This is a genomic window from Geodermatophilus sp. SYSU D00815, assembly GCF_054050035.1.
On sequence record NZ_JBJGYO010000002.1, the window covers coordinates 209,390 to 236,345 of the forward strand.

The 26,956-nt window shown below is 74.6% G+C and carries 30 protein-coding genes and 1 pseudogene; 16 read left to right on the plus strand and 15 right to left on the minus strand.

All coding sequences use genetic code 11. From position 1 onward, the window contains the following. Positions 1 to 282: 282 nt before the first annotated feature. Both ACI78S_RS03620 and ACI78S_RS03625 read right to left on the minus strand, forming a co-directional pair. Positions 283 to 783, minus strand: coding sequence for an SRPBCC family protein (locus ACI78S_RS03620; protein ID WP_456970838.1), 501 nt, complete (start codon positions 781 to 783; stop codon positions 283 to 285). Next, on the minus strand, positions 780 to 1,109 hold the full coding sequence (locus ACI78S_RS03625) for an ArsR/SmtB family transcription factor (protein WP_456970839.1): 330 nt from the start codon (positions 1,107 to 1,109) through the stop codon (positions 780 to 782). Before ACI78S_RS03625 ends, ACI78S_RS03620 begins: the two co-directional genes overlap by 4 nt. A gap of 62 nt (positions 1,110 to 1,171) precedes the next feature. Between ACI78S_RS03625 and ACI78S_RS03630 the strand changes: the two genes are divergently transcribed. Then, complete coding sequence (locus ACI78S_RS03630) at positions 1,172 to 1,390, plus strand: hypothetical protein (protein ID WP_456970840.1); 219 nt, start codon at positions 1,172 to 1,174, stop codon at positions 1,388 to 1,390. Positions 1,391 to 1,460: 70 nt separating this feature from the next. After that, entirely contained in the window at positions 1,461 to 1,703 is a 243-nt protein-coding gene (locus ACI78S_RS03635; protein ID WP_456970841.1) for an acyl carrier protein, read from the plus strand. Here the strand turns inward: ACI78S_RS03635 and ACI78S_RS03640 are convergent, their stop codons facing one another. Genes ACI78S_RS03640 through ACI78S_RS03650 form a run of 3 tightly spaced genes read right to left on the minus strand, consistent with a single transcriptional unit; the run spans position 1,704 to position 3,886 of the window. Continuing rightward, the gene (locus ACI78S_RS03640; RefSeq protein ID WP_456970843.1) at positions 1,704 to 2,396 is read right to left on the minus strand and encodes a DsbA family oxidoreductase; all 693 of its coding nucleotides are present in this window, start codon (positions 2,394 to 2,396) and stop codon (positions 1,704 to 1,706) included. Between the two features lie 29 nt (positions 2,397 to 2,425). Then, positions 2,426 to 3,463: a cation diffusion facilitator family transporter gene (locus tag ACI78S_RS03645; RefSeq protein ID WP_456970844.1), complete on the minus strand. Its 1,038-nt coding sequence runs from the start codon at positions 3,461 to 3,463 to the stop codon at positions 2,426 to 2,428. Between the two features lie 45 nt (positions 3,464 to 3,508). After that, entirely contained in the window at positions 3,509 to 3,886 is a 378-nt protein-coding gene (locus ACI78S_RS03650; protein WP_456970845.1) for an FKBP-type peptidyl-prolyl cis-trans isomerase, read from the minus strand. Positions 3,887 to 4,083: 197 nt separating this feature from the next. Between ACI78S_RS03650 and ACI78S_RS03655 the strand changes: the two genes are divergently transcribed. After that, positions 4,084 to 4,461, plus strand: a complete 378-nt coding sequence (locus ACI78S_RS03655; protein ID WP_456970846.1) for a VOC family protein — start codon at positions 4,084 to 4,086, stop codon at positions 4,459 to 4,461. A 46-nt stretch (positions 4,462 to 4,507) separates the two neighbouring features. Here the strand turns inward: ACI78S_RS03655 and ggh are convergent, their stop codons facing one another. Genes ggh through ACI78S_RS03670 form a run of 3 tightly spaced genes read right to left on the minus strand, consistent with a single transcriptional unit; the run spans position 4,508 to position 7,883 of the window. Next, positions 4,508 to 5,902, minus strand: a complete 1,395-nt coding sequence (gene ggh / locus ACI78S_RS03660) for a glucosylglycerate hydrolase (RefSeq protein WP_456970847.1) — start codon at positions 5,900 to 5,902, stop codon at positions 4,508 to 4,510. Further along, positions 5,899 to 6,693 carry a sugar phosphate isomerase/epimerase family protein gene (locus ACI78S_RS03665; RefSeq protein ID WP_456970848.1) on the minus strand — a complete coding sequence of 265 codons (795 nt, stop codon included), beginning with the start codon at positions 6,691 to 6,693 and terminating at the stop codon, positions 5,899 to 5,901. Before ACI78S_RS03665 ends, ggh begins: the two co-directional genes overlap by 4 nt. After that, positions 6,690 to 7,883, minus strand: a complete 1,194-nt coding sequence (locus tag ACI78S_RS03670) for a zinc-binding dehydrogenase (RefSeq protein WP_456970849.1) — start codon at positions 7,881 to 7,883, stop codon at positions 6,690 to 6,692. Before ACI78S_RS03670 ends, ACI78S_RS03665 begins: the two co-directional genes overlap by 4 nt. 161 nt (positions 7,884 to 8,044) lie before the next feature. Here ACI78S_RS03670 and ACI78S_RS03675 point away from each other — a divergent pair, with 161 nt between their 5' ends. The 5 genes and pseudogenes from ACI78S_RS03675 (at position 8,045) to ACI78S_RS03695 (ending at position 12,539) form a co-directional block, all read left to right on the plus strand. Continuing rightward, complete coding sequence (locus ACI78S_RS03675; protein ID WP_456970850.1) at positions 8,045 to 9,457, plus strand: ABC transporter substrate-binding protein; 1,413 nt, start codon at positions 8,045 to 8,047, stop codon at positions 9,455 to 9,457. A gap of 4 nt (positions 9,458 to 9,461) precedes the next feature. Further along, positions 9,462 to 10,403 (plus strand): carbohydrate ABC transporter permease, encoded by a 942-nt coding sequence (locus ACI78S_RS03680; RefSeq protein ID WP_456970851.1) that lies wholly within the window; start codon positions 9,462 to 9,464, stop codon positions 10,401 to 10,403. Beyond that, entirely contained in the window at positions 10,403 to 11,350 is a 948-nt protein-coding gene (locus ACI78S_RS03685; RefSeq protein WP_456970852.1) for a carbohydrate ABC transporter permease, read from the plus strand. The genes ACI78S_RS03680 and ACI78S_RS03685 overlap by 1 nt, the downstream gene beginning before the upstream one ends. 4 nt (positions 11,351 to 11,354) lie before the next feature. Then, positions 11,355 to 11,498 (plus strand): annotated as a pseudogene (locus tag ACI78S_RS03690) (helix-turn-helix domain-containing protein); the annotation flags it as partial. A 51-nt stretch (positions 11,499 to 11,549) separates the two neighbouring features. Then, positions 11,550 to 12,539, plus strand: a complete 990-nt coding sequence (locus tag ACI78S_RS03695; protein ID WP_456970853.1) for an ROK family protein — start codon at positions 11,550 to 11,552, stop codon at positions 12,537 to 12,539. An 88-nt stretch (positions 12,540 to 12,627) separates the two neighbouring features. Here ACI78S_RS03695 and ACI78S_RS03700 read toward each other — a convergent pair whose 3' ends face one another. Both ACI78S_RS03700 and ACI78S_RS03705 read right to left on the minus strand, forming a co-directional pair. Then, a complete protein-coding gene (locus tag ACI78S_RS03700; RefSeq protein ID WP_456970854.1) occupies positions 12,628 to 13,617 on the minus strand; it encodes a Gfo/Idh/MocA family protein in 990 nt (329 codons plus the stop codon). A 48-nt stretch (positions 13,618 to 13,665) separates the two neighbouring features. Beyond that, positions 13,666 to 14,928, minus strand: coding sequence for an acyl-CoA dehydrogenase family protein (locus ACI78S_RS03705; protein WP_456970855.1), 1,263 nt, complete (start codon positions 14,926 to 14,928; stop codon positions 13,666 to 13,668). Between the two features lie 137 nt (positions 14,929 to 15,065). Here ACI78S_RS03705 and ACI78S_RS03710 point away from each other — a divergent pair, with 137 nt between their 5' ends. From ACI78S_RS03710 to ACI78S_RS03720, 3 genes are read left to right on the plus strand one after another with little or no spacing between them, the layout of a single operon-like run. Continuing rightward, a complete protein-coding gene (locus ACI78S_RS03710; protein ID WP_456970856.1) occupies positions 15,066 to 15,842 on the plus strand; it encodes a DeoR/GlpR family DNA-binding transcription regulator in 777 nt (258 codons plus the stop codon). After that, on the plus strand, positions 15,839 to 16,201 hold the full coding sequence (locus tag ACI78S_RS03715; RefSeq protein WP_456970857.1) for a DUF4406 domain-containing protein: 363 nt from the start codon (positions 15,839 to 15,841) through the stop codon (positions 16,199 to 16,201). The genes ACI78S_RS03710 and ACI78S_RS03715 overlap by 4 nt, the downstream gene beginning before the upstream one ends. Further along, the gene (locus ACI78S_RS03720) at positions 16,198 to 16,947 is read left to right on the plus strand and encodes an NUDIX domain-containing protein (protein ID WP_456970858.1); all 750 of its coding nucleotides are present in this window, start codon (positions 16,198 to 16,200) and stop codon (positions 16,945 to 16,947) included. Before ACI78S_RS03715 ends, ACI78S_RS03720 begins: the two co-directional genes overlap by 4 nt. Here the strand turns inward: ACI78S_RS03720 and ACI78S_RS03725 are convergent. Beyond that, positions 16,944 to 18,923: an acetoacetate--CoA ligase gene (locus tag ACI78S_RS03725; protein ID WP_456970859.1), complete on the minus strand. Its 1,980-nt coding sequence runs from the start codon at positions 18,921 to 18,923 to the stop codon at positions 16,944 to 16,946. The two genes, ACI78S_RS03720 and ACI78S_RS03725, sit on opposite strands and share 4 nt — an antisense overlap. A gap of 68 nt (positions 18,924 to 18,991) precedes the next feature. Here ACI78S_RS03725 and ACI78S_RS03730 point away from each other — a divergent pair, with 68 nt between their 5' ends. From ACI78S_RS03730 to ACI78S_RS03740, 3 genes are read left to right on the plus strand one after another with little or no spacing between them, the layout of a single operon-like run. After that, positions 18,992 to 19,393, plus strand: coding sequence for a DUF2237 family protein (locus tag ACI78S_RS03730; RefSeq protein WP_456970860.1), 402 nt, complete (start codon positions 18,992 to 18,994; stop codon positions 19,391 to 19,393). 28 nt (positions 19,394 to 19,421) lie between these two features. Then, on the plus strand, positions 19,422 to 19,913 hold the full coding sequence (locus tag ACI78S_RS03735; RefSeq protein WP_456970861.1) for a glutathione peroxidase: 492 nt from the start codon (positions 19,422 to 19,424) through the stop codon (positions 19,911 to 19,913). A 48-nt stretch (positions 19,914 to 19,961) separates the two neighbouring features. Further along, complete coding sequence (locus ACI78S_RS03740; RefSeq protein WP_456970862.1) at positions 19,962 to 20,684, plus strand: mycothiol-dependent nitroreductase Rv2466c family protein; 723 nt, start codon at positions 19,962 to 19,964, stop codon at positions 20,682 to 20,684. Here the strand turns inward: ACI78S_RS03740 and ACI78S_RS03745 are convergent. Together ACI78S_RS03745 and ACI78S_RS03750 are read right to left on the minus strand one after the other, a co-directional pair. Continuing rightward, positions 20,681 to 21,337, minus strand: a complete 657-nt coding sequence (locus tag ACI78S_RS03745) for a response regulator (protein ID WP_456970863.1) — start codon at positions 21,335 to 21,337, stop codon at positions 20,681 to 20,683. The genes ACI78S_RS03740 and ACI78S_RS03745 overlap by 4 nt on opposite strands. After that, on the minus strand, positions 21,334 to 22,467 hold the full coding sequence (locus ACI78S_RS03750) for a sensor histidine kinase (protein WP_456970864.1): 1,134 nt from the start codon (positions 22,465 to 22,467) through the stop codon (positions 21,334 to 21,336). The genes ACI78S_RS03745 and ACI78S_RS03750 overlap by 4 nt, the downstream gene beginning before the upstream one ends. A 209-nt stretch (positions 22,468 to 22,676) precedes the next feature. Here ACI78S_RS03750 and ACI78S_RS03755 point away from each other — a divergent pair, with 209 nt between their 5' ends. Together ACI78S_RS03755 and ACI78S_RS03760 are read left to right on the plus strand one after the other, a co-directional pair. After that, positions 22,677 to 23,360, plus strand: a complete 684-nt coding sequence (locus ACI78S_RS03755; protein ID WP_456970865.1) for a hypothetical protein — start codon at positions 22,677 to 22,679, stop codon at positions 23,358 to 23,360. Between the two features lie 105 nt (positions 23,361 to 23,465). Beyond that, on the plus strand, positions 23,466 to 24,857 hold the full coding sequence (locus tag ACI78S_RS03760; RefSeq protein WP_456970866.1) for an aspartate aminotransferase family protein: 1,392 nt from the start codon (positions 23,466 to 23,468) through the stop codon (positions 24,855 to 24,857). A gap of 63 nt (positions 24,858 to 24,920) precedes the next feature. Here ACI78S_RS03760 and ACI78S_RS03765 read toward each other — a convergent pair whose 3' ends face one another. Together ACI78S_RS03765 and ACI78S_RS03770 are read right to left on the minus strand one after the other, a co-directional pair. Next, on the minus strand, positions 24,921 to 25,340 hold the full coding sequence (locus tag ACI78S_RS03765; RefSeq protein WP_456970867.1) for a universal stress protein: 420 nt from the start codon (positions 25,338 to 25,340) through the stop codon (positions 24,921 to 24,923). Positions 25,341 to 25,368: 28 nt separating this feature from the next. Next, positions 25,369 to 26,898: an APC family permease gene (locus ACI78S_RS03770; RefSeq protein ID WP_456970868.1), complete on the minus strand. Its 1,530-nt coding sequence runs from the start codon at positions 26,896 to 26,898 to the stop codon at positions 25,369 to 25,371. Positions 26,899 to 26,956: the final 58 nt, after the last annotated feature.

Below are 26,956 nucleotides of genomic sequence, written 5' to 3' on the forward strand. Positions count from 1 at the left end.
TTCACCACATCCGGCGACGCGCCGGCCCCGCGCTGCGCCGCCGTGAACACGCTGCTCACCCGCCCGGCCCGCCACCGGCCTCGCCGGGCACGCCCTCGCCGTCGCGCGCCGGGCGGCCTACGAGCTCCTCCCATCCAGCGCCCCGGTCACCGTGCCGGCGCTGCGGACGTGGGCGACGGCGCGGCCGGCCCACCACCCCGGCGACTCCCTCGCCGGCCGCGTGCCGCGCGGCACGGCGCGGTCATGACGGGGTGATGGCGGGGTCATGGCGCGGACCGGCCGTCAGGCGCGGTAGGCCGGGCCGACCTCGGCGAGGAAGGCGTCCCAGTCGGTCGGCTGGGGCTCGCCGTGCAGTTCGGCCGCGAGCTTGTCGAGGTACCAGTGCCAGCCGGCCGCGACGTCCGCGACGCCCTCCTCGGTCGGCAGGACCTGGCTGAACAGCAGGACGGTGCGGCCGCCCTGCGTGCTCAGGTCCAGCTCGACCCGCCAGTGCTCCGGCTGCGTCCACTCCAGGACGAGCCGCCGCGGCGGGTCGCACTCGACGATGGTGGTCGGCGAGGCGGCCGGCTCGTCCCCCTCGTGGAGCATCATGAACGTGCCGGTGCCGCCGGCGCCGCGCTCGCCCTCGTAGGTGCCGATCCAGCGGGCCAACCGGTCGTTCTCGGTGAGCGCCGACCAGATGTCCTCGATCGGGTCGGGCCAGCTCCGGCGGAACACCAGCCGCCGGCCGCCGCCGGGTTCGGGGGTGACGACGCCGCGGCGGTCGTCGGGGCTGTCGCTCATGCCGTGTCTCCGGTCCGTCGGGCCCGCCGGCCGCGGGCGATCTCGGTGTCGAGCGCGTCCAGGCGGGCGGCCCACAGGTCGCGGTAGGGCTCCAGCCAGTCGTCGAGCTCCCGCAGCGGTCGCGGGTCGAGCGCGTAGAGGCGGTGGCGGCCCTCCACCCGGTCGTGCACCAGCCCGGCCTCGCGCAGCACCCGCAGGTGCCGGCTGATCGCCGGGCGGCTCACCGGGAAGCGGGCGGCCAGCTCACCGGCGGCGAGCTCGCGGCGCGCGAGCAGCGCGACGATCTCCCGCCGGGTGGGGTCGGCGAGGGCCCCGAGCGCCTCCACGGCTAATGCGTAACATATCTGTTACGGGTTGACCAGGGGCCGGCCGGGGCATGCGACCGGCCATGACCGTCACCGATCCCGACGTCCCCGACCCGCTCAACGACCCGCGCACCACGCAGGCCGACCCGGGCGCCCTCGCCGAGGGCGCCGACCTCGCCTCCACCGCGGACGACCCGACGGCGACCGGCGAGGACGAGCTGCAGGCCGGGGGGACCGAGGCCGACGACGCCGGCGGCGGCGACGTCACCGGCGGTGCCTTCTCCGAGGCGCCGCGCGGCTGAGCCGTTTCACGGGCCCCACCACGGGAAAGCCCTCGCCGTCCCGCAATCCCCCCAGCTCGAGGAGGTAACGATGGCCACCGGTGAGACCGGCTTCGAGGACGTGACCTACGACCTGATCTCGGTGCAGTACCACTCGCTCAAGGCCGGGCACGACTACGGCCAGTACGTGCGGGACGCCGAGAACGCCGGGCTCGACGACATCGCGGGCTTCTTCCGCGAGGTCATGGAGCAGGACTCGCAGCGGGCCAGGCGCTGCCACGAGTTCCTGCGGCAGCTGTCCGGCACCGAGCAGGGCGGTCCGGCGACCCAGTAGCTACAGCGCGCAGGCGTCCCCGGCACAGCCGTCGGCGTCCGGCACGGTGCGCAGCGGGTGGGCCTCGGCCCACGCCTGCTCGAGGACCTGCAGCAGCAGGGCGGCCGGCTGGGCGCCGGCGGCGCCGTACTTCCGGTCGACCACGAAGAACGGCACCCCCGTGGCGCCGAGCGCCCGGGCGGTGGCGACGTCCTCGTGGACGGCCGGCAGGTAGCGGCGGTCGGCGAGCGCGGCGCGCACCTCGGCCTCGTCCAGGCCCACCTCCACGGCGAGGGGGAGCAGGTCCTCGACGGAGAACACCGGGCGGCCCTCCTCGAAGTGGGCGTGCAGCAGCCGCTCCTTCATCTCCCCGCCCCGGCCGCGCGCCGCGGCCAGGTGCAGCAGCTCGTGGGCCGGCAGGGTGTTGCCGCTGACGCCGTTCGCCAGGTCGTAGCGCAGGCCCTCGCCGGCGGCCATCTCCTCGACCCGCGCCTGCATGGCGCGCATCTCCTCGACCGAGCGGCCGTACTTCTCCGCGAGCGCGGGCAGCGTGGGGAAGGTCTCGCCCTCGGGGATCGACGGGTCGAGCTGGAACGACCGCCAGACCACCTCGACCTGGTCGCGGTGGGGGAACCGCTCCAGGGCCGCCTCCAGGCGCCGCTTGCCGATGTAGCACCAGGGGCAGACGACGTCCGACCACACCTCGATCCGCATGGTCGGGTGAACGTTCAACCAGTCCCGGGTCATTCCGCGGGCCGGTGCGCCTCCGCCTGCACGTGGCCGGCGGCGTCGGTCGGGTCGAGGAACACGTAGCGCACGCCCGGGTGCCGGGCGACCAGCCGGCGCTCCGCGTCGTCGGACGTCCGCTCGATCTCGTCGGCGGTGGCCTCGTCGGTGAAGTCGACCTTGGCGGCGACGACGAGCTGCCCGGGCCCGATCACCGAGGTGATCAGCAGCGGGACCTGCTCGACGTGCGGCAGCGCCAGGATCTCCCGGCGCAGCTCCTCCTCGATCCGCGAGGAGGCCGCCTGGCCGATCAGGGGCGAGGCGTTGGCCCGCGCCAGCGAGTACGCCACGGCGAGCAGCAGGACGCCGATGGTGATGGCCGCGACGCCGTCCCACGTGGGATCGCCGGTGACGTGCTCGAGGAACAGGCCGGCCGCGGCCAGCAGGAGCCCGACCAGCGCCGCGCTGTCCTCGAAGGTGACCGCCTTGACCGTGGTGTCGGTGGTCGCCGACAGGTACCGGCCCGGCGTGACCTTCCACCGGCGCGCCGCGCCGCGGACCTGGCGCACCGCCTTGAGCAACGACGCCCCCTCCAGCACGAAGGAGACGGCCAGGACGACGTAGGCGACGGTCGGCGAGCCCTGCTCCTCGCCGTGCAGGATCGTGCTGATCCCCTGCCACACCGAGAAGCCGGCGCCGAGCACGAACGTGCACAGCGACGCCATGAACGCCCAGAAGTACGTCTCGCGGCCGTAGCCGAACGGGTGCTTGTCGTCGGCCGGCCGGTTGCCGCGCTTGAGCGCGATGAACAGCAGGACCTCGGTGATGGTGTCGGCCAGGGAGTGCGCCGCCTCGGACAGCATCGCCGAGGAGTGGCTGATCAGGCCGCCGACGAGCTTGGCGATCGCGATGCCGAGGTTGGCCAGCCCGGCGAGGACGACGGTGCCGGTGCTCTCGCCGCCGCTGTCGTGCTCGGGGCCGCCGGTGTCCCCGGGAACGGGCGGAGCCGGCGGCCCCGGGGTGACGACGGACTGCTCGGGCGCCGGCGGACTCATGGCGCCATCGGTGCCCCGCGGTTGGGTTCGGCAACCGCCGGAGACCTACCGCACGCCGACGAGGTCCACCACGAAGACCAGGGTGGCGCCGGGCTTGATGACGCCGCCGGCGCCGCGGTCGCCGTAGGCCTTGTGCGGCGGGATCGTGAGCCGGCGGCGGCCGCCGACCCGCATGCCGGTGATGCCCTCGTCCCAGCCCTGGATGACCATTCCCACGCCCAGCCGGAACTCCAGCGGGTCGCCGCGGTCCCAGGAGGCGTCGAACTGCTCGCCGCCCTCGTGGGTCACGCCGACGTAGTGCGCGCTCACCAGGCTGCCGGGGGTCGCCTCGGGGCCGTCGCCCACCACGAGGTCCTCGACGACGAGGTCGGCCGGGGCGGGGCCGGTCGGCGGGTCGACGTCCGGTCGGGTCAGCTCGGCCACGGTGCTCCCTCCTGCTCCCGGGGCGGTCCCGGCGCTGCGCTCCATCCAAGCAGCGGCGCCACCGGAGCGCTGCCCGCGGCCCCCGCCCCCCCGGCGATCATGGAGCTCGGGGAGCGGCACGCCGCGGCGACCCGGCGTGCCGCTCCCCGGACGCCATGATCACCGCAGCGGGACGCCGGGCCGTTAGCCTGCGCCGCGTGATCGACCACCTCTCGCTGCAGGTCGCGGACCTCGATGCCGCGGCGTCGTTCTACACGCGCGTGTTCGCCCCGCTGGGCGTGCGCGAGGCCATGCGCCACGGGGACGCGGTGGGGCTGTGCGGCCCCGACGGCTTCCCGCAGCTGTGGCTGGGCACCCAGGTGGACGACGGCGTGCGGCCGGTGCACCTGGCGCTGCGCGCGCCCTCGCGGGAGGCGGTCGACGAGGTGTTCGCGCTCGCGAAGGACGCCGGCGCGGAGATCCTGCACGAGCCGCGGATCTGGCCCGAGTACCACCCGGGCTACTACGGCGTCTTCTTCCGCGACCCCGACGGCAACAACGTCGAGGCGGTCCACCACACCCCGCCGTCGTCCTGAGCGGAGTGCCACGGGCGCGGGATCCGCGCCGTGGCACTCCGACGGCTCAGGTGAGCAGCAGGTCGAGGGCCGCGGCCGCCGTCCAGGACTGGCAGGCGCTGCCCAGCGGCTCGCCCGTGAACGGCTCGTAGTACTCCGCCAGCGAGCCCTCGGCCAGCTGGTCCAGCGAGGCGCGGCGCAGCGGCGCCGCGACGTCCTCGAGGCCGCGCTGCTCCAGCATCCAGACGAACAGCCAGTTGATCACCGGCCAGCTCGGGCCGCGCCAGTAGGCCCGCCGCCGGAAGTCCGGCGACGTCGGGCTGGTCGTCGGCAGGACGGCGTGCCGCAGGGCGGGGTGCCCGGTCCAGTCGGTCGACCGCAGCAGGCGCACCATCGCGCGCTCGCCCGCCTCGTCGAGGCCGCCGCACAGCAGCGGGGCGAACCCGGCCACGGTCTGCACGCGCAGCCGCTCACCGGTGCGCAGGTCGGTGTCCAGCGCCAGGCCCAGCTCGGGGTCGACGCCGGCCGCCACGCCGGCGCGGAAGCGCGCCGCGTGCTCCTCGAGCTCGGCGACCTCCGGCGCGCCCAGCGACCGGGCGATCCGGGCCAGGGCCTCGCTCGCGGCGGCCATGATCGCGGACATGAAGACGTCGGTGGTGAGGTAGCTCGCCGTCGCCCGGATGCGGGCGTCGTCGTAGCGGGCGGCCTTCAGCTCCTCGACGCTGGTCAGGTACCGGTCGTACTCCAGCTGCGTGGGGCGCTGCCGGGTGTCGGTCACGATCCGGGTGTCCCGGCGCCGGTAGGGCGGCAGGTCGGCCGGGACGTCGACCCGGGAGTAGGGCCCGTCCCAGCGGGGCGAGTTGTCCATCCCGCCCTCCCAGCCGTGGTGGACGGTGAGCAGGCCGGTGCCCTCGGGATCGCGCCGGTCGGCGAGGTAGCGGTGCCAGGCCAGCAGCGTCCGGTAGGCGCCGGGGAGCCAGGCGCGCACGTGCGCGGCCGCGGCCGGTCCGTGGCTGTCCGCGATGGCGGCGATGCGCTCCACCGCCAGGGCGTGCACCGGCGGCTGGCAGATGCCGCTGGTGCGGGGCGCCGCCGGCGCGGCGTCGCTGACCTCGCACCCCCACCGGTCGGGGCCGGGGAAGTAGTCGTGCTCGTCGGGGTCGAAGACGATGTGCGGCAGCATGCCGGTGGCCCACTGCCCGCTGAACAGGTGGTCGAGCTCCGCGCACGCGCGGCGCGGGTCGAGGTGCGCGATGCCCACCGAGACGAACGCGGCGTCCCAGCTCCACTGGTGCGGGTAGAGGTGCGGCGCGGCCTTGGTCATGGCCCCGGCGCTGTTCGCCCGCAGGGCGTAGGCGGCGCGGGCGGCCAGCTCCGCGCCGCGGACGCCGGTCTCCGCGAGGACGGCGTCCGCGGCCCAGTCGAGCGCCAGGTCGTCGGTCAGGTCGTCGGCGGTGGTCACGCGAGGCTCCGCAGCAGCGCCGTGGCGCGGGGCAGCACCGTGGCGGCGTCGCCGGACAGCCGGCACTCGAAGGCGAGGAAGCCGTCGTAGCCGAGCGCGTCGAGCGCCCGCAGGTGCGCGGCCCAGTCGACGTGGCCGGCGCCGGGCTCGAGCCGGTTGCTGTCGGAGAGCTGCACGTGACCGAGGCGGCCGGCGACGCCGCGCAGCGCGGCCGGCGGGTCGGCCTCCTCGATGTTCATGTGGTAGGTGTCGGCACCCACCCGGACGCTCTTCAGTCCCGTGGCCTCCGCCAGCTCGGCGGCCTGGGCCAGGGTGTTCACCATGTGGTCCTCGTAGCGGTTCAGCGGTTCGAGCAGGATGCGCGTCCCCTCCCGCTCGGCGACCTCGCCGAGCCGGACGAGCGCGTCGAGCAGGACCTCGCGGTCCTCCTCGGGCGAGCGGGGCGGGGTGAACGGGGGCAGCCGGCGGGAGAACATCCCCCAGGAGGCGGGGGTCATCGCGCCGACGCCGCCGAGCGCACCGATGACCTCGACCTGCGTGGTCATGTTGGCCAGCGCGTCGGCCCGCCGGTCGGCGTCGAAGTCGCCGATGAAGTGGTCCATCTCCACGCAGACGGTGGGCAGCACGACGCCGTCGCGCTGCGCCGCGCGCAGCTGCGGCAGCCGCTCGCGCAGCGCGTGACCGCCCTGGCCGCGCAGCTCCACGCCGTCGAAGCCCCAGGCCAGCGCGGTGTCCCACTTCTCCTGCAGGGTCGCCCCGGGGAGGACCTGCTCCTGGACGGCGAGCCTCACGACGCGCGCTCCAGCGCGGCAGCCGGGCGCGCGGCGGCGCGGAAGTCGAGCACCACCTGCAGGGCCTCGGCCGGGCGCTCGTCGAGCAGCCGGTAGGCCGCGGCGACGTCCTGGCAGGGCACGACGTGCGACACCAGCGAGGCGACGTCGACCCGGCCGTCGACCACGAGGTCCATGAAGACGCGGTGCAGCCGCTCGGGCGTCCACCGGTCCCCCAGCCCGGCGGGCACGCCGCCGATCTGCGAGGCGACGATCTGGATGCGGTTGTGGTGGAACTCCTCACCCAGGTGCAGGCCGGTCCCCTCGCCCTGGTAGAAGCCCGAGGCGATCACCCGGCCGCCGGGCACGGTGCAGCGCACCGCCTCGTGCAGCGCCCGGTACGAGCCGCTGAGCTCGATGGTCACGTCGGCGCCGGCCCCCGTGCCGTTCTTCACGCACTCGGCGACGGGGACGGCCTCGTCGGTGGGGTCGAGCGCCAGGACGGCGCCGAGCCGGCTGGCCAGCTCGCGGCGCGGGGCGATCCCGTCGACGGCGACCACCCGGGCGCCGGACAGCACGGCCAGGCGGGTGGCGAGCAGCCCGATCACGCCCTGCCCGAAGACGGCGACGGTCTCGCCGAGGTGCACGTCGGCGGCGAGGACGGCGTTGAGCGCGATGGCCCCCACCCGGGCGAACACGCCGACCACCGGGTCGACCCCGGGTGGCAGCCGGCGGCCGGCCAGCGTCCCGGCGGGCAGCACGGCCTCGCTCCGGTGGCCCCAGATGCCGTGGACGACGTCGCCCGGCCGCAGGTCCGCGACGTCGTCGGCGACCTCGACCACCTCGCCGACCTCGCTGTAGCCCCAGCCGGTGACGGGGTAGTCGAAGCTGCGCCCACCGTCGGTGAACAGCCGCCGCTCGGGGTCCCAGTGCTTGTTCAGGTAGACGTTCGAACCCCGGTAGGCGGTCATCTCCGTCCCGGCCGAGATCCCGGAGTAGAGGGTGCGCACCCGCACCGACCCGGGCCGGAGGACGGGCGCGTCCTCCTCCACCAGGGCGACGCTGCCCGGGCCGGTGAAGCTCACCACCACGGGCCGCCCGTGGAGCGCGGCGCCCCCGCGGCGCAGCGGCTGCGCGATCGGGGCGGGGCGCACGGCCGCCGTCGTCGGAGTGCCCACGGTGGCGCTCGCCTCCCGGTCTTTCTGGTTCACGGGAGCCATATCGGCGTGCCCACAGACCACTTTACAACGACCGCTTGACGCTTTACGCCTGACTGCACTACATAATTGCTGTGCCTCGTTTGTGATGTACGGAACACCGCTGGCCGCTACTGTCCGTAGCACCCGGCCGCTCCCAGCAAGAGGAGAACGGAATGAGCGCAGCGACGCGACGACTCCGCGGAACCCTCGCCGTGGCCAGTGCGGCCGTCCTCGTCGCCGGGTGCGGCTCCGACGACGGTGGTGGCGGCGGAGGCGGCGACGGCGGCGGTGACGGCTCGCTCACGGTCTGGACGCTGGAGAACCTCCCCGACCGGCTGCAGGCCCAGGAGGAGATCGCCGCGGCGTTCACCGAGGAGACCGGCATCGAGGTCGAGCTGGTCGGCGTCGCCGAGGACCAGTACAACCAGCTGCTCACCTCGTCCGCGGCCGCCGGGGAGCTGCCCGACGTCATCGGCGCGCTGTCGCTGGCCGGCGTCCAGGCGCTGGCGGCCAACGAGCTGCACGACCCCGACGCGGCCGCCGCCGTCGTCGAGGAGCTCGGCGCGGACACCTTCTCCGAGCAGGCCCTGGAGCTGACCCGGGACGGCGACACGCAGCTGGCCGTGCCGAGCGACGGCTGGGCGCAGCTGCTGGTCTACCGCAAGGACCTCTTCGACGCGGCGGGCCTCGCGGCGCCGGAGACCTACGAGGACATCCTGGCCGCGGCCCAGGCGCTCGACACCCCCGAGCTGGCCGGCTTCACTGGCGCCAACGTGCCGAACGACCCGTTCACCCAGCAGACCTTCGAGCACCTGGCGCTGGGCAACGGCTGCCAGATGGTCGACGACGACGGCGCGATCCAGATCGGCAGCGACGAGTGCGTGGCCGCCTTCGAGTTCTACAACGACCTGATCACCCAGTACTCGGTCTCGGGCGCGCAGGACGTCGACACCACCCGGGCCGCCTACTTCGCCGGCCAGGCCGCGATGGTGGTGTGGTCGTCGTTCATCCTCGACGAGATGGCCGGGCTGCGGAACGACGCGCTGCCGACCTGCCCGGAGTGCACCGCCGACCCGGCGTTCCTCGCCCGCAGCAGCGGCGTGGTCACCACGATCGCCGGCCCGGACGGTGACGAGGGGGCGCAGTTCGGCGAGGTCGTCTCGTGGGCGGTGACCGCCGACGCCGACACCGAGTCCGCCCAGCAGTTCGTGGCCTACATGATGGAGGAGGGCTACGAGCAGTGGATCGGCTTCGCCCCGGAGGGCAAGGTGCCGACCCGCCAGGGCACGGCCGACGAGCCGACCCGCTTCATCGACGCGTGGGCGACCCTGCCGGCCGGCGTCGACACCAAGGCGCCGCTGTCCGACTTCTACGGGCCCGACGTGCTGACCGCCCTGCAGGAGGCCCCGGACACGATCGCGCCGTGGGGCATCTCCCAGGGGCAGGGGGCCCTGATCGGCGCGTCGCTCGGTGAGCTCCCGGTGCCGGAGGCGATCGCCGCCATGACCGCCGGCGAGATCAGCCCGGACGAGGCGGCGCAACAGGCGGCCGACGCCCTGCAGGAGATCGCCGACGGCCTGGACTGATCCGGTGGCCACCTCGACCCGGCCCCCCGGTGACCGCGAGGAGACCCGCGGTCGCCGGGGGCTGCACCAGTGGCGGGAGGCGCGCTTCGGGCTGGCGCTGATCTCGCCGACCGTCGTCCTCGTGCTCGTGCTGGTGGTGCTGCCGATCCTCTGGACGGTGATGCTGGCCTTCCAGGACCTGCGGCTGATCCGGCTGCGCACCGCCGGGCTGTTCGGCGACTACACGCTCGACAACTTCGTCGACGTGTTTACCTCGCCCGGGTTCTGGAGCTCCCTGGTCACCACGCTCGTCTACGCCACCGGGGGGACGGCGGCGGCGATCGGGCTGGGCCTGGTGGCGGCGCTGGCCCTGCGCGCCCCGTTCCGCGGCCGCGGGTTCGTGCGCGCGTCCCTCCTGCTGCCCTACGTGGCGCCGGTCGTGGCGGCGACGTTCGTCTGGGGCGTCATGCTCAACCCGCAGTTCGGCATCGTGAACGAGGTCGGCACGGGGCTGCTGGGCTGGGACGAGCCCATCGCGTTCCTGTCCGAGCGCCCGTGGGCACTGCTCACGGTGATCTTCTTCGAGATGTGGCGCTCGTTCCCGTTCGCCTTCCTCTTCCTCACCGCCCGGCTGCAGGCCGCCCCGGCGACCCTGGAGGAGGCGGCGCGGGTCGACGGCGCGACGCCGACGCAGGTCTTCCGGCACGTGGTGTGGCCGCAGCTGCTGCCGACGATCGCGGTGCTGGCCCTGCTCCGCTTCATCTGGACGTTCAACAACTTCGACGACATCTACCTGCTCACCGGCGGCGGCGCCGGCACCGAGGTGATCAGCGTGCGGGTGTTCGACTACCTGGTCAGCCGCGGGGACATCGGGGCCGCCTCGGCCCAGGCGCTGGTCCTGGCCGCGGTGCTCACGGTGCTGGTCACGGTCTACTACCGGTTCGCGGCGAAGGACGAGGTGGCCTGATGGCAGGCGTCGCCACGGTCCCCGCCGAGACCCCGGCCGCGCCCGCCGGCCTGCCGGCCCGGGCCCCCCGGGCGCGGGGCTGGTCGCGCAACGCGGTCGAGACCCGCGTGTTCGGTGTCCTGCGCTGGGTCGTGATCGTCTTCCTGGTGCTGTTCACGCTCTTCCCCTTCTACTACATGGTCCTGCTCTCGGTCCGGGACCTGAGCTCGCTGGTGCAGGACCCGGGCCGGCTGTGGCCCACGCTGCAGGAGCTCACGGTCAGCACCTACCGCGAGGTGCTGACGCCCACCGACGACGGCGGGCAGGGCTTCCTCGGCTTCATCCGCAACAGCGGCCTCATCGCCCTGGGCACGGTGGCCGTCACGCTGGCCTTCGCCATCCTGGGCTCCTACGCCATCGCCCGGCTGCAGTTCCCCGGCCGGCGCAAGGTCAGCGTGCTGTTCCTCGCCGTCTACCTGTTCCCGAGCATCCTGCTGGCCGTGCCGCTGTTCGTCTTCTTCACGCGGATCGGGCTGCGGGGCTCGCTGGCCGCGCTGGTGCTGGTCTACGTGTCGCAGACGGTGGCGGTGGCGATCTACACGCTGCGCAACTACTTCCAGACCGTGCCGGCCAGCATCGAGGAGGCCGCCGCGGTCGACGGTGCCAGCCGGTTCACGATCCTGCGCAAGATCACGCTGCCGCTGGCGATGCCGGCGATCCTGTCCAACGCGCTGTTCATCTTCATGATCGCGTGGAACGAGTTCCTGTTCGCGCTGCTGTTCCTGGTGGAGGACCGCTCGCGCTGGACGGTCTCGCTGGGCCTGTCGCAGCTGGCGGGCAGCATCGAGATCCCGACGACTGTGCTCATGGCGGGTTCGGTGATCCTGACCCTGCCGATCGTCATACTCTTCTTCGCCAGTGAGCGGCTGCTGACCGGTGGTCTGACCGCCGGCGCGGAGAAGGGGTGAGGAGCTGGTCGAGCGCGCCGAACGTGCGGGGCACCTGCTCGATCTCGTCCGCCGAGGGAGGGCCCGGACCCGCGGCGACCTGATCGAGCTCACCGGGCTGTCCCGCTCCACCGTCGCCGCCCGCGTCGACCTCCTCGTCGAGGCGGGCTACCTGCGCGAGTCCGGCCGGGAGCCCGGCGTCCGCGGCCGCCCGTCGCACGTGCTCGGCCTCGACGGCTCCGGGGGCGTCGTGCTCGCCGCCGACCTCGGTGCCGCGCACGCCACCCTGGCGGTCTGCGACCTGGCCGGGCGGTCCCTGGCCGAGGAGACCCACGAGCTCGACCTGGCCGCGGGGCCCGACGCGGTGCTGGGCTGGGTGGAGAAGCGCTGGGAGGAGATGCTCGGCACGGCGGACGTGACGACGAGCCGGGTGCTCGGCCTCGGGCTCAGCGTCCCGGGCCCGGTCGACGTGGCCGCCGGGCGGGTCGTGCAGAACACCTCGGTCATGCCCGGCTGGCACGACCACCCCTTCCGCGACCAGCTCGTCGAGCGCTTCGGCGTGCCGTGCGTCGTCGACAACGACGCCAACGCCATGGCCTTCGGCGAGTTCTCCTGCGAGTTCCCCGACGCCTCGCCGCTGCTGTTCGTGAAGGTGTCCACCGGCATCGGCGCCGGCATGGTGGTGGACGGCGCGGTGCTGCGCGGCGCCGACAGCGCCGAGGGCGACCTCGGGCACGTCAGGATCACCAGCGCCGAGGACGGCGCGCTGTGCGTCTGCGGGGCGCGCGGGTGCCTGGCCGCCTCGGCGAGCGGGCGGGCGCTGGCGCGGACGCTGCGGGAGCTGGGGGTCGACGCGCCCGACAGCCGGTCGGTCGTCCGGCTGGCGCAGAGCGGCCACCCCGAGGCCACCCGGCTGGTCCGCGAGGCGGGGCTGGTGATCGGCGACGTGCTGGCGACGGCGGTGAGCCTGCTCAACCCGCGGATCCTGGCCCTCGGCGGTGACCTCGGGCTGGTGCACGACCACTTCGTCGGCGCCGTCCGGGAACGGCTGTACCAGCGCACCCAGCCGCAGGCGGCGCGCGGGCTGCGCGTGGTGCCGAGCAGCCTGGGCGACCGCGCCGGCGTGGTCGGTGCGGCGCGGTCGGCGCTGGAGCAGGTGCTGTCCGCCGAGGCGGTGGACCGGGCCCTCGCGGCGCGGCCGCGTCGCTGAGGTCTTGGCGGCGCGGCCGCGCCGCTGAGGTCTTGGCGGCCCCGCCGCGCCGCTGAGGTCTTGGCGGCCCCGCCGCGCCGCTGACGGGTCACCGCCCGACCGCGACCCTGGCCCCGGTCCGCGCGGACTCGCGCGCGGCCAGCGCCACGGCCAGCGAGGCGACGCCGTCCTCCCCCGTGGCCGTGGGCGCGCCCTCCCCGCGGACCGCCGCCTCGAACGCCGCGACCGTGGCGACGCCGACGGGTGGCGCCCCGGGCAGCGCGATCGGCTCCTCGCCGGCGGGGGTGCGCAGGACGAGCGAGGACGGCCGGCCCGGCTCCCGCTCCGCGCGCAGCGCCCCGTGCGCGCCGAACACCTCGAGGACGCTCGCCCCGTGCGGGGTGGCGAAGGAGCACAGGAACGAGGCGAGCAGGCCGCCGGCGGTGGTGAGCACCCCGGCGACGACGTCGTCGGCGGGGTCCTCGCCCGGCCCGTGCGCCGCCGCGGCGGCCTGCACCGCCGCGACGTCGTCGTCGAGGACGAACCGCAGCGTGTCGGCGTCGTGCACGAGCAGGTCGAGGGTGACCCCGCCGCCCGCGCCGCCGCGCAGCCGCCAGTCCCGCAGCCGCTCGGGCAGCTCGACCGCCGTGGTGCTGCGGGTGGCGCGCGGCTCACCGAGGGCCCCGGCGCGGACGAGGTCGCGGGCCGCCCGCAGCGCGGGGTCGTTGCGCCGGCCGTGGTTGGTGGCCAGCACCACCCCGGCGGCGGCCGCGGCGTCGATCATCGCGCGGGCGTCGGCGAGGGTGAGCGCGAGCGGCTTCTCGCACAGCACGTGCCGGCCGCTGCCCACGGCGGCGATCGTCTCTTCGGCGTGCCGGTCGTTGGTGGTGCTCACGTAGACCGCGTCGACCTCCGGGTCGGCGAGCAGCGCCTCGAGGGTGGCGTGGCTGCGGTCGATGCCGTGCCGCCGCGCGTACCGCTCACCGCGCTCGGCCGACCGGCTGTGCACGGCGACGACGCGGCCGCCGGGCTGGGCGCGGATCCCGGGGATGATCGAGCCGGCGGCGATGTCGCTCGCGCCGACCAGCCCCCACCGCACACTGCGGAGGCTAGCCGGGCTCTCGGCACCGAAAGCCCCACCAGGCGGTCAGGACAGGGGGCTGCGGGGCAGCAGGCGGTCGCTGACGATCCGCTTCTGGATCTCGCTGGTGCCCTCGAAGATCGTGGTCAGCCGGGCGTCGCGCCAGTGCCGCTCGACCTGCCGCTCGGTGGTGTAGCCGTTGCCGCCGTGCAGCTGCATGGCCTGGTTGGTCACCCTCACGGCCATCTCGGTCGCCTCGAGCTTGACCATCGAGGCCTCCTTCTCGCAGCGGATCCCGAGGTCGACGAGGTGCGCGACCTGCCGGTAGAAGGCCCGCGCCTGCTCCACCTGCGCAGCCATCTCGGCGACGGCGAAGCGCAGCGCCTGGAAGTCGCCGATCGGGTGGCCGAACTGCTCGCGCTCCTGCAGGTAGCCGATCGAGTCCTCGAGCGCGGCACGGGCCAGGCCGACGGCCCGGGCGGCGGTGTGCACGCGGGCGGTGTTGAGGAACTTCTGCGCCTCGGCGAACCCGGCGCGCCTCCCCGCCTCGCCCTCCTCACCGCTCGCGGCGGCCTCGTCGACGACGTCGTCCCTGGGGATGCGGACGCCGTCGAAGGTCAGGTCCCAGGTGAGGAAGCCGTGGTAGCCGACCTTGTCGATGGGGTGGCCGGTCAGGCCCTCGGGGAACTCACCACGCTCCTTCTCCAGCAGCAGGTTGACCAGGCCCGCCGAGCGGGACTCCCCCGGCCCGGGGTCGCGCTCGCGGACGAGCACCTGGATGAAGTCGGCCGCCTCGGCGTTGCCGCACCAGCGCTTGCGCCCGGTGACCACCCACTCGTCGCCGTCGAGGACGGCGCGGGTGGAGACCCCGGCCAGGTCGGAGCCGGCGTCGGGCTCGGACAGCGCGATGGCGCCGATCCACTCGCCGCGGGCGCTGCGGCCGAGCAGCTCGGCGCGTCGGGCGGCGTCGGCCACCGCCGTCCCCAGGCCCTGGGCGCGGGCCAGGATGCTGGCGGTGCTCATCCAGGCGCGGGCCAGCTCCTCGCTGACCATGCAGTACTCGAAGACGCCGAGCCCCATGCCGCCGTGCTCGGCCGGCACGGTGATGCCGAACCAGCCGAGCTCCGCCAGCCGGTCGAGGAGAGACGCCGGGATCTGCCCCTTGCGCGGGTCGAGCTCGTTCGCGACCGGCAGCACCTCGTCCATCGCGAACCGGCGGGCCCGCTCCTGCAGCTCCTCCCGCTCCGGGGTGTGCCACGGCGGCAGCAGCACCGGCGGCCGCGGCTCCCAGGTCCGGCCCGTCGAGGTCCTCCTGTCCTCGGACGTCATGGCCTCGTCCTCCTCGCTGGAGACGGCGTCGCCGACCGGTCGTTCCCCGCGCCGACCGCGGCCACCCGCGATCGTGATCGACACCATCGGATGACAAGTTCTTCACAGATCTATCAACAGTCTGTGAGAATTGCGCCATGGCCGTGGCCCAGCGTCTGGACGTGACGCTGCGCCTCGTCCGCAACGCCGGGACGACGACGCTGACCGACCTGGCGGGACGGCTCGGCGTGAGCGAGATGACCGTGCGCCGCGACCTCGACGAGCTGCAGCGCCGGGGGCTGGTGCGGCGGATCCGCGGCGGGGCCACGGCGGTCGACACCCCGGAGAACGGGTTCGCCGCCCGCGCCGGCTGGCAGGCCGGCCTCAAGGACCGGATCGGCCGGGCCGCCGCCGAGCTGGTCGCCCCGGGCTCGACCGTCCTGCTCGACGCCGGGACGACGACGGTGCACGTGGCGCGCCACCTCGCCGACCGGGCGCCGCTGACCGTCGCGGTGCTGAGCCTGCCGGTCGCCGAGGTGCTGGCCGACCGGCCCGGGATCCGGCTGCTCGTGGTCGGCGGGGAGGTGCGCCCGGGCGAGCGCAGCATCGCCGGGCCGGTGGCCGCGGCCGTGCTCGCGACGTTGAGCTTCGACGTCTTCCTGATGTCGATCGGCGGCATCACCGCCGCCGGCTGGTCGGAGTTCACGCTCGAGGACGCCGCGGTGAAGCAGGCCGGCCTGCGGCAGGCCGCGCGCTCCCTGGTCGTCGCCGACGCCAGCAAGCTCGGCGTGCGGGCCTTCGCCCGCGTGGCCGACCTGGGGGCGGTGGAGCGCCTGGTCACCGACGCCAGCGCCCGCGACCCCCGCCTCACCCCCGCGGCGCAGGACACCCTCGCCGCGCTCGACGACGCGGACGTGGAGGTCACCACCGCATGAGCCTGATGATCCTGGTCGCCGGCCCTTACCGGAGCGGCACCGGCGACGACCCCGAGAAGATCGCGGCCAACCACCGCCGCATCCAGCAGGCCACCCTGGAGCTGTTCCGCGCCGGCCACCTGGCGGTCAACGGCGAGGACCTCGCGCTGCCGCTCGCGTCGCTGGCCGGGTCCACCCGGGTCGGCGACGCGGCGTTCGACGAGCTCTTCCACCCGGTCGGCCGCCGGCTGGTCGCGCGGGTGGACGCCGTCCTGCGGCTGCCCGGGGCGTCGGCCGGCTCCGACGAGATGGTCGAGATCGCCCGCGCCCGCGGCATCCCGGTCTACACCGACGTCGCCGACGTCCCGGCCGCGGCATGACCGCCGTCCCGGGCATCGACGTCCCCGACTCCCGCGGCCGCACCGGGCTGGACCGGGTCGGCCGCGACCTCACCGGCAACCCCGACGTCGTCGTCCGCGACGTCGAGCTGCTGGCCAGCGGCTGGCACGTGCTGCGCCGGACGACGTTCGACCAGCGGCACCGCGACGGCCGGTGGACCACCGAGCGGCGGGAGACCTACGACCGCGGCAACGGCGCGACCGTGCTGCTGCACGACGCCGAGCGGGGGACCGTGCTGCTCACGCGGCAGTTCCGCTTCCCGGTCTACGTGAACGGCCACCCCGACGGGATGTTCGTGGAGACCGCCGCCGGCCTGCTCGACGACGACGACCCCGAGACGGCGATCCGCCGGGAGGCCGCCGAGGAGCTCGGCGTGGAGGTGGGCCCGCTGGAGCTGGTCTTCGCGCCGTGGACCAGCCCGGGGTCGGTGACCGAGCGGCTGTACTGCTACGCCGGGCCGTACACGCCGGCCGACCGGACGGGCGCCGGCGGCGGGCTGGCCGACGAGGGCGAGGACATCGAGGTGCTCGAGCTGCCCTTCGAGAAGGCGCTGGCCATGGTCGGCACCGGCGAGATCGCCGACGCCAAGACCATGCTCCTGCTCCAGTGGGCGGCCCTCTGCGGCCCCTTCTCCCGGGCTTCCGGTAGCGAAAGCCCCAGCGGCCCCCGCGCTTCCGGTACCGAAAGCCCGGGCGGCCCCCGCGCTTCCGGTACCGAAAGCTCCTAGGCGCCGGCGCGGGTCGAGCGGCGGCGCTCCTCGGCCAGCCGCACGAACGCCTCGACCAGGGCGGCGTCGTCGACGGCGCCGGGGTTGACCGCCTTCGCCGGGTCGATCCCCTGGAACAGCCGCTTGAGCGGCACCTCGAGCCGCTTGCCGGTGCGGGTGTGCGGCACGCCCGGCACGGCGATGACCTCGTCGGGGACGTGCCGCGGGCTGGCCTCCGTCCGGATCGCGGTCCTGATCTCGGCGACCAGCTCGTCGGTGAGCTCCTCCCCCGGCGCGAGCTGGACGAACAGCGGCATCCAGTAGCCGCCGTCGGGCTGCTCGACGCCGAGCACCACGCAGTCGACGACGGCCGGGATCGACTCGACGGCGGCGTAGATGTCCGCCGTCCCCATGCGCACGCCGCCGCGGTTGAGCGTGGAGTCCGACCGGCCGGTGATGACGCAGGTGCCGCGCTCGGTGAACTCCAGCCAGTCGCCGTGCCGCCACACGCCGGGCCACGGCTCGAAGTAGGCCTCCCGGTAGCGGGCGCCGTCGGGGTCGTTCCAGAAGTACAGCGGCATCGACGGCATGGGCTCGGTGACCACCAGCTCGCCCAGCTCGCCGACCACCGGCCGGCCGGACTCGTCCCACGAGGCGACGGCGACGCCGAGGTTCGGCCGCTGCAGCTCGCCGGCGACCACCGGCAGCAGGGGCGAGCTGCCGATGAACCCGGTGGCCACGTCGGTGCCGCCCGACAGCGAGCCGAGCAGGACGTCGGGCTTCACCGCGTCGTAGACCCAGCGGAACGCCGAGGCCGGCAGCGGCGAGCCGGTGGAGCCGATGCTGCGCAGCGCCGACAGGTCGTGGACCTCCCCCGGCCGGAGCCCGGCCTTCTCGCACGCGGTCAGGTAGCCGGCGCTGGTGCCAAGGTAGGTCATGCCGGTGCGGGCGGCCAGGGCGAACTGGGCGTCGAGGGAGGGGTACGCGGGGGCGCCGTCGTGGACGACCACCGTCGCTCCCGAGAGCAGCGCCGACGTGGAGATGTTCCACATGATCCAGGCGGTGGAGCTGTACCAGAAGAAGCGGTCGCCCGGGCCGATGTCCATGTGCAGCTGCGCGGCCTTGAGCTGCTCGAGCACCACGCCGCCGTGGCCGTGGACGATGCCCTTGGGCAGCCCGGTGGTGCCGGAGGAGTAGACGATCCACAGCGGGTGGTCGAACGGCAGCTGCTCGACCGCCGGCTCCTGCGGCTCGGCCACCGCCTCCGCCCACGGCAGGGCGCCGTCGGGCACCTCGTCCGGACGCAGCCGGGGCAGGGCGATCGTCGTCCGCACGGTGGGCAGCCCGGAGCGCAGCTGCGCCACGACGTCGCGCCGGTCGTGCTCGCGCCCGTTGAACCGGTAGCCGTCGACGGCGACGAGGACGACGGGCCCGATCTGGGCGAACCGGTCGAGGACGGCGCGGGTGCCGAAGTCCGGCGCGCAGGACGACCACACCGCCCCGATCGACGCCGCGCCGAGGAAGGCGACCACGGCCTCCGGCACGTTGGGCAGGTAGCCGGCCACCCGGTCGCCGGGGCGCACGCCGAGGCGGCGCAGCGTCGCGGCGAACGCGCCCACCTGCCCGCGCAGCTCGGCCCAGGTCACCTCGGTGGGCTCGGTGTCCTCGGTCGTGACGACCAGCGCGGTCCCCTCGTGCCGCAGCGCCTGCTCGGCGAAGTTCAGCGTGCGGCCGGGGAACCAGACCGCGCCCGGCATCCGGCGGTCGGTCAGCACCTCGTCGTCGGCGACGCCGGGCAGCACGCCGCTCCAGTCGGCCACCTCGGCCCAGAACGCGTCGAGGTGCTCGACCGACCAGCGCCACAGCGCGTCGTAGTCGGGCGGGTCGCCGAGCTCGAGCCCGCGCCGCCGGGCCACGCGGGCGGCGAAGCCGGCGATGCGGCTGGCGCGGGCCGACTCCGGGGTCGGCCTCCACAGCACCTCGGGCGCGTCGCTCACGCCCGCACGATGCCATCATGTGACGCCCGTCGACATCCCGATGGTCCTGCCTCGCGCGAGGAGTGCCCGTGACCGAGCAGCCGGAACAGCGCAACGTCCTCGGCGGGTCGCTGGAGCCGTGCGGGACCGACCCGGTCACCGGCTTCTACCGCGACGGCCTGTGCTCGAGCGGGCCGGAGGACCTCGGCAGCCACACCGTCTGCGCCGTCGTCTCGGCCGAGTTCCTGGCGATGCAGCGCGAACTGGGCAACGACCTCACGACGCCGCGGCCCGAGTTCGCCTTCCCGGGGCTGCGGCCGGGTGACCGGTGGTGCGTGGTGGCCGCGCGGTGGCTGCAGGCCTACCAGGCGGGGGTCGCCACCGGCGTCGTCCTGGCCGCCACCAACAAGCGCGCGCTGGAGGTCGTGCCGCTCGAGGCGCTGCGCCAGCACGCCGTGGACGTGCCCGACGACGTCAGCAGCCTGGAATAGCCGCGCGGACCGGGGTGCTGCGCCGGGCATGAGCGACCTCCTCGACGTGCCCGTGACCACGCTGCAGGGCGAGCAGACGACGTTCGGCGAGCTCACCGGTGGCCGCCCCGCGCTGGTCGTCAACGTGGCCAGCAGGTGCGGGCTGACGCCGCAGTACACGCAGCTGGAGGCGCTGCACGAGGAGTACGGGCCGCGCGGGTTCACCGTCGTCGGATTCCCGTGCAACCAGTTCATGGGCCAGGAGCCGGGCACCGCCGAGGAGATCGCCGCCTTCTGCTCGGCCACCTACGGCGTCACCTTCCCGCTGAGCGAGAAGGTCGAGGTCAACGGCGAGGGTGCGCACCCCGTGTACCAGCGGCTGACCGCCACGGCCGACGCCGGCGGCGAGGCCGGCGACGTGCAGTGGAACTTCGAGAAGTTCCTGGTCTCGGGCACCGGCGACGTCGTGGCCCGGTTCCGGCCGCGGACCCAGCCCGACGCCCCCGAGGTGCGCACCGCGATCGAGTCGCTGCTCGCCTGAGGCCGCCGCCCGCGGTTCGCCGAGGACGGCCGTGGGCAGGTCTCCCGCGTGACCGACGCCGACCTGCACTTCTACTTCGACCCGGTCTGCCCGTTCGCCTGGATGACGTCGAAGTGGGTCCGCCTGGTGGCGGCGCGCCGCGACTACGCGGTGGACTGGCGGTTCGTCTCGTTGCGGCTGCTCAACGCCCACGTCGACTACGACGCGCACTTCCCGCCCGAGTACGAGGCCGGCCACACCGCCGGCCTGCGGCTGCTGCGGGTCGCGGCCCGCACGCGGGCCGAGCACGGGCGGGACGCCGTGGGCCGCCTGTACGAGGTCCTGGGCCGGCACGTCTTCGAGGTGGACCGCGGCGGGTGGCGGGCGGGGGAGCAGCGGGACACCCCCGGGTTCGTCGCGCCGGCGCTCGCCGAGGCCGGCCTGCCGGGGGATCTGGCCGGCGCGCTGCTCGACGAGACGTGGGACGCGGAGATCCGCGCCGAGACCGACGAGGCGCTGCGCCTCACCGGCAAGGACGTCGGGACACCGATCCTGCACTTCCGCCCACCGGACGGCGTGGCGTTCTTCGGCCCGGTCATCAGCCGGCTGCCGGACGGGGACGACGCCGTCGAGCTGTGGGACCACGTGGTCGCGCTCGCCGGCTTCCCCGGGTTCGCGGAGCTCAAGCGGAGCCTGCGGGAGCGACCGCAGCTGCCGGCGTTCGGCGTCCGCCCCGGCGAGGTCGGGCGCGAGGAGGACTGGCACGGCGGCAGCCGCCGCCGGAAGCGCTAGCCGAGCGGGACGAGGCCGCTGCGGAAGGCGAAGGCCACCGCCTGCACCCGGTCGCGCAGGTCGAGCTTGGTGAGCATCCGGGACAGGTAGGTCTTCACCGTCGCCTCGCCGAGGTAAAGCCGCGCCGCGATCTCGGCGTTGGTGAGCCCCTCGGCGACCAGGCGCAGCACCTCGGTCTCGCGGGCGGTCAGCGACGCCAGCTTGGCGACGGCGGACGGATCGGGCGCGGGCGAGCGGGCACCGGCCGCGATGACCCGCAGCGTGACCGCCGGGTCCAGCAGCCCGTTGCCCGCGGCCACCGTGCGCACCGCCTGCAGCAGCTGCTCGGGCGGGGCGGTCTTGAGCAGGAAGCCGCTCACCCCGGCCCGCAGCGCCTCGGCCAGCGAGGCGTCCTCGTCGAACGTCGTCAGGACGACGACGGCGACGTCGGGGCTCTGCGCGAGCACGCGGCGCGCCGCCTCGAGCCCGTCGCAGCGCGGCATGCGCACGTCCATGAGGACGACGTCCGGCCGCGTGCGGGCGACGACGTCCACCGCCTCGAGCCCGTCGGCGGCCTCGCCGACCACCTCCAGGTCGGGCTGGAAGTCGATGAGCATGCGCAGGCCGGCGCGGACCATCTCCTGGTCGTCGGCCAGCACCACCCGGACCGTCACCGCACGACCTCCAGCGGGAAGCGGGCGCGCAGCCGGTAGCCGCCCTCGGGTCGCGGGCCGGCCTCCACCGCGCCGCCGAAGACGGCCACCCGCTCCCGGATGCCGAGCAGCCCGTGCCCGCCCGGCGCGCTCGCCGGCACGGGAGCGGCCGGCCCGGCGTCGTCGACCTGGACGACGAGCGCGGCGGGCTCGTGCCGCAGCGACACCGCGGTCGGCACCTGACCGGCGTGCCGGAGCACGTTGGACAGCGCCTCCTGGAGGACGCGGTAGGCGGAGACGTCGACGGCCTGGGGCAGCTCCCGCGGCTCGCCGGTGACGTCGAGCGACACCGGCAGCCCGGCGGCGCGCACCTCCTCCAGCAGCTCGGGCACCCGGGCCAGGGACGGCGGCGCGCCGGTGCCCGGTGCCTCCCGCAGCAGCCCGACCAGCCCGCGCAGCTCGTCGACCGCCTCCCGCCCGATGCGCTCCACCCCCTGCAGCACCTCGGCCACCCGGCCGCCCGGCTCGACCGTCGTCCGCAGCGCCCCGACCTGCAGCACCATGACGCTCACCGAGTGGGCCACGGAGTCGTGCACGTCCCGGGCGATCCGGGCCCGCTCGGCGGCGACCGCGGTGGCCTCGGCGAGCTCCCGCTCGGCGTCGAGGCGGGCGGCCAGCCGGCCGAGCCGCTCGGCGCGCTCCCGCGAGCGCCGGGTGAGCAGGCCGACCGCCCACGCGCCCCACAGCAGCAGCGAGAAGAAGAGGTTCTCCCAGGCCTGCGACGCCGGCGCCCACAGCAGGATGCCCGCGGTGGCCAGCACCTGGTCGGCGGCCGGGGCCACCCACGAGCGGCGCGGGCCCTCCTGCGAGCCCGCCCAGCCGGCGGAGAGCAGCAGCGCGAAGAGCTGCGCGCCGTTGGGCCCGTCCAGGCCGAGGGCCGAGCCCGCCGGGAAGGTCAGCCCCACGACGAGCGCGGCGCCGACCGGCGACCACGGCGCCAGCGCCCCGGCCACGGCCACCGACCCGAGCACCGCCGCGCTCGCCGCCGGCGACGGCAGCGCGGCGTCGAGCAGGAACTCGACCACGCCGACGACCAGCACGACCACGGCGCCGCCCCACGGGACGGCGACGGTGCGCAGGAAGGCGGGCACGGGCGGACCTCTCGGCGGTCGGACCAGGGGGCCCGCACAGCGTAGGAGCGGCGCGCGACGCCGGGGGTCCTCCGGACGGAGGACAGCGCGGCCGCGTCGCCGTCCGCCGGTCGGCGGACCGATGTCGAGCCCGCAGGCGGCAGCGGCGGAGCCCCCGCGACGGCGACCCTTCTCGCCGTCCGAGAACGATCTCTGCCGAAGAGGAACCGATGAGCACCGTCACCGCCGTCCCCGCCCCGCCCGCCGCCGAGCGGACCGACCCCGCCCCCCGGGTCCTCGCCCGTCTGGCCGGGGGCGCCCTGGTCCTGGGCGTCCCCGCCTTCGTGGCGGGCATCCTGACCAGCCCGATCCCCGACGGCGACGACCGCGCCGCCTACCTCGGGTCGCTGGCCCGCACCCCGTGGCTCACCGAGCTCTCCGCCGTCCTGCTGCACTACGGCAACCTGCTGCTCGGCGTCGGCGCGCTCGCCCTGCCGCTGCTCGTCCGGGGCCGAAGGGGCTGGCTGCCGTCGCTGCTCGGCGCCCTGTTCAGCGCGCTCGGCCTGCTGAGCACGTCGGGCGCGCTGATGACCGACTGGTTCCACATGGAGATCACGCGGGCGGTGGCGATCGACACCGCGGTCTCGATCTCCGAGGCGGTGCTGGGCGCGCCGCTGCAGCAGCTCAGCTTCGGCCTCGACCCGCTGCTCGTGCTGTGCCTGCCGCTCCTGGTGTTCGGCCTGTGCCGGGCCGGCGTCCTCGGCTGGTGGACGCTCGGCGCCGTCGTCGCCGGGACCGTGCTGCTGCCCCTCTCCCCCGCCCAGGGCAACTTGGTGCCGGCCGCGGCGTTCCTGCTGATCCAGCTGCCGCTGGCGGTGGCCGGTCTCCGGACCGTCGCCCGCGCCCGCCGCTGACCGCGCGGGTGGATCCGTGCGCGCAACGCGCACGGATCCACTCCGCAACCGTTGTCCCGCTACGATCCGGGCACTCCCAAGCACTCCGGACGACGGGATCCGCAGATGACCACCACCGAGCAGGACGTGACCACCGGGGGCTCGCCCTTCGGCCCGGACGCCGCCGACAACCTGTGGCTGCACTTCTCGCGGATGGGGGCCTACCGCGACGCCCCGCCGCCGGTGATCGTCCGCGGCGAGGGCGCGCGGATCTTCGACGACCGCGGCCGCAGCTACCTCGACGGGCTGGCCGGGCTGTTCGTCGTCCAGGCCGGCCACGGCCGCAAGGTGCTGGCCGAGGCCGCCGCGAAGCAGGCCGAGCAGCTGGCGTACTTCCCGATCTGGTCCTACGCCCACCCGGCGGCGATCGAGCTGTCCCAGCGGCTCGCGGCCGCGGCGCCGGGCGACCTCAACCGGGTCTTCTTCACCACCGGCGGCGGCGAGGCGGTCGAGACCGCGTGGAAGGCCGCCAAGCAGTACTTCAAGCTCATCGGCAAGCCGCTCAAGACCAAGGTGATCAGCCGGGCGGTGGCCTACCACGGCACCACCCAGGGGGCGCTGTCGATCACCGGCCTGCCCGCGCTCAAGGCCGACTTCGAGCCGCTGGTGCCGGGCACGTTCCGGGTGCCGAACACGAACATCTACCGGGCGCCGGTGTTCGGCGACGACCCCAAGGCCTTCGGCCGCTGGGCCGCCGACCAGATCGAGCAGGCCATCATGTTCGAGGGCCCGGAGACCGTCGCCGCCGTCTTCCTCGAGCCGGTGCAGAACGCCGGCGGCTGCTTCCCTCCCCCGCCCGGGTACTTCGAGCGGGTCCGCGAGATCTGCGACCGGCACGACGTCCTGCTGGTCAGCGACGAGGTCATCTGCGCCTTCGGCCGGCTCGGGACGACCTTCGCCTGCGACAAGTTCGGCTACGTGCCCGACATGATCACCTGCGCCAAGGGGATGACGTCCGGCTACTCGCCGATCGGCGCGATGATCGCCTCCGACCGGGTGATGGAGCCGTTCCTGCAGGGCAGCGCCAGCTTCCCGCACGGCTACACCTTCGGCGGCCACCCGGTGAGCGCGGCGGTCGCGCTGGCCAACCTCGACATCTTCGACGACGAGCAGCTGAACCAGCACGTGCTCGAGACCGAGGGCGCGTTCCGCACCACGCTGGAGAAGCTGCTCGACCTGCCGATCGTCGGCGACGTCCGCGGTGACGGCTTCTTCTACGGGATCGAGCTGGTCAAGGACAAGGCGACCAAGGAGACCTTCGACGACGCCGAGTCGGAGCGGCTGCTGCGCGGGTTCCTCTCGACGGCGCTGTTCGACGCCGGCCTCTACTGCCGCGCCGACGACCGCGGCGACCCCGTCGTCCAGCTCTCCCCGCCGCTGATCTGCGGCCAGGCCGAGTTCGACGAGATGGAGCAGATCCTGCGGTCCGTGCTGACGGAGGCCTGGACCCGCCTGTAGCCGGCGAGAACGGCGCTCTCGCACGCCTTCGCCCGGCGGACCGTGCGAGAGCGCCGATCCCGCCTAGTCGCGCTCGGGCGGGACGGCGAGCACGGGGCGGTCGGACAGGTGCAGCAGCTTGTGCGACACCGAGCCGAGGAACGCGCCGCGCAGCGGGGTCTCGCCGTGGGTGCCGACGACGATGACCCGGGCGTCGTGCCGGTCCGCGGCGTCGATCAGCGCCTCCACCGGCTTCTCGGGCAGCACCTCGACCACCGTGGCCACCCCGGCCGCCTCCGCCTCCCGGACGGCCTGGGCCGCGGCCGCCTGCCCGATCTCGGCCAGCGCCTTGTAGTGCTCCCCCGCCTCCTCGCCGACCATGCCGGGCGGGGCGGCGCCGAACACCAGCACCAGCGGCTCGCCCAGGCGGGCGGCCAGGTCGATCGACAGGCCGAGCGCCCGCCGCGCCCCGGGGGACTCGTCGTAGCCCAGGACGATGCTCATCGGGTTTCTCCTCGCGGGGATGGGCGGGTCACGGGGCGGGGTCCTCGACGGCCGCGCCCGAGCGGCCGGCGGCGATGTCGGCCTGCATGCGGTCCGACGTCGTCGGCCGCTCCCGCCAGAACCGGCCGTCGCGCACCCGCCAGAACAGCATGAACGCCACGCCGACCACGAAGATCGCGACACCGATGACCAGCGGCGGGCCGACGCCCAGCCACGCGGCACCGGTGTAGGAGTTCGCCGGGTCGGCCAGGTCGCCCACCGACTCGATCAGCAGCCAGATCAGCAGCGCCGAGCCGATCACCGGGCCGACGCCGATGAGCAGGAAGTTCTTCACGCTGCGGGTGAGCTCGCGGCGGTAGAACACGGCGCACGCGATGCCGGTGAGCGAGTAGTAGAAGGCGATCAGCAGCGACAGCGCCGTGAGCGAGTCGAACAGCGCGTTCTCGCTGATCCAGCTCACCAGCAGGTACCAGCCGATCGCGATGCCGGCGACCCACCAGGTGGAGACGTCGGGGGTGCGGAAACGCGGGTGGATGCGGGCCAGGCCGTTGGGCAGGGCGTGCCGGCGGGCCATCGACAGGCCGGTGCGCGACGCGGGCAGGATCGTCGTCTGGGTCGAGGCGACCGCCGACGTCGCGACCGCGAGCAGCAGCACCCAGTCCCAGCCGCCGAGCACGTCACCGGCCAGCAGCGCGAAGATGAAGTCCTCCTCGGCGGCGTTGGCCTCGAGGAAGCCCGGTCCCGCGAAGACCAGGACGGCGTAGGCGACCCCCAGGTAGGTGACCAGCAGGACGACGGTCGAGACCATCGCCGCGCGCCCGGGCGTGGACGACGAGTCCTTGGTCTCCTCGGTGAGGTTGACCGCCGACTCCCAGCCCCAGTAGATGAACACGCCGAGCAGCAGGCCGCCGGTCAGGGCGCCGCCGCCGGCGCCGAACGGGTTGAGCCAGCTCCACTCCGGCGACAGGCCGCCGCCGTCCACGGCGTCGCCGGACAGGCCCTTCACGATGGCCACCACGGCGAACACCAGCAGGCTGACGATCTGCAGGATGATCAGCACGTTCTGCAGCCGGGCGCTGATCTCGGTGCCGAGCACGCAGACCGCCGTCATCACGAGGATCAGCAGCACGGAGAGCGTGCGCAGCACGAACGTGTTCTCCGCCAGACCGTCCAGCTGCAGGGCGAGCAGCCCGTAGCGGACGCCGACCTCGGCCAGCGAGCCGATGACCAGCACACCGGTCAGGGCGATCGCCCAGCCGCCGAGCCAGCCGACCCAGGGCCCCATGGCCCGGGTGACCCAGGAGAACGTCGTCCCGCAGTCCTGGTCGACCCGGTTGAGGTAGTAGAAGGCCGAGGCGATGAGCAGCATCGGCACGAACGACGCCAGGAAGACGCCGGGCGCGTTGACCCCGACCAGCGCCACCACGGCGCCGATCACCGCGGCGAGCGAGTAGGCCGGCGAGGTCGAGGCCAGGCCGATCACGAGGGCGTCGACGAAGCCGATCGCGTTGTGCCGGAGCTCGGCGGGCGCCTCCGCCTGGGTCTGCTGCTGGCTCATTCGACGGTTATCGCAGCCCAACGCTCCATAAGCAAGCGTTCCGCGTGCTACGACTGTG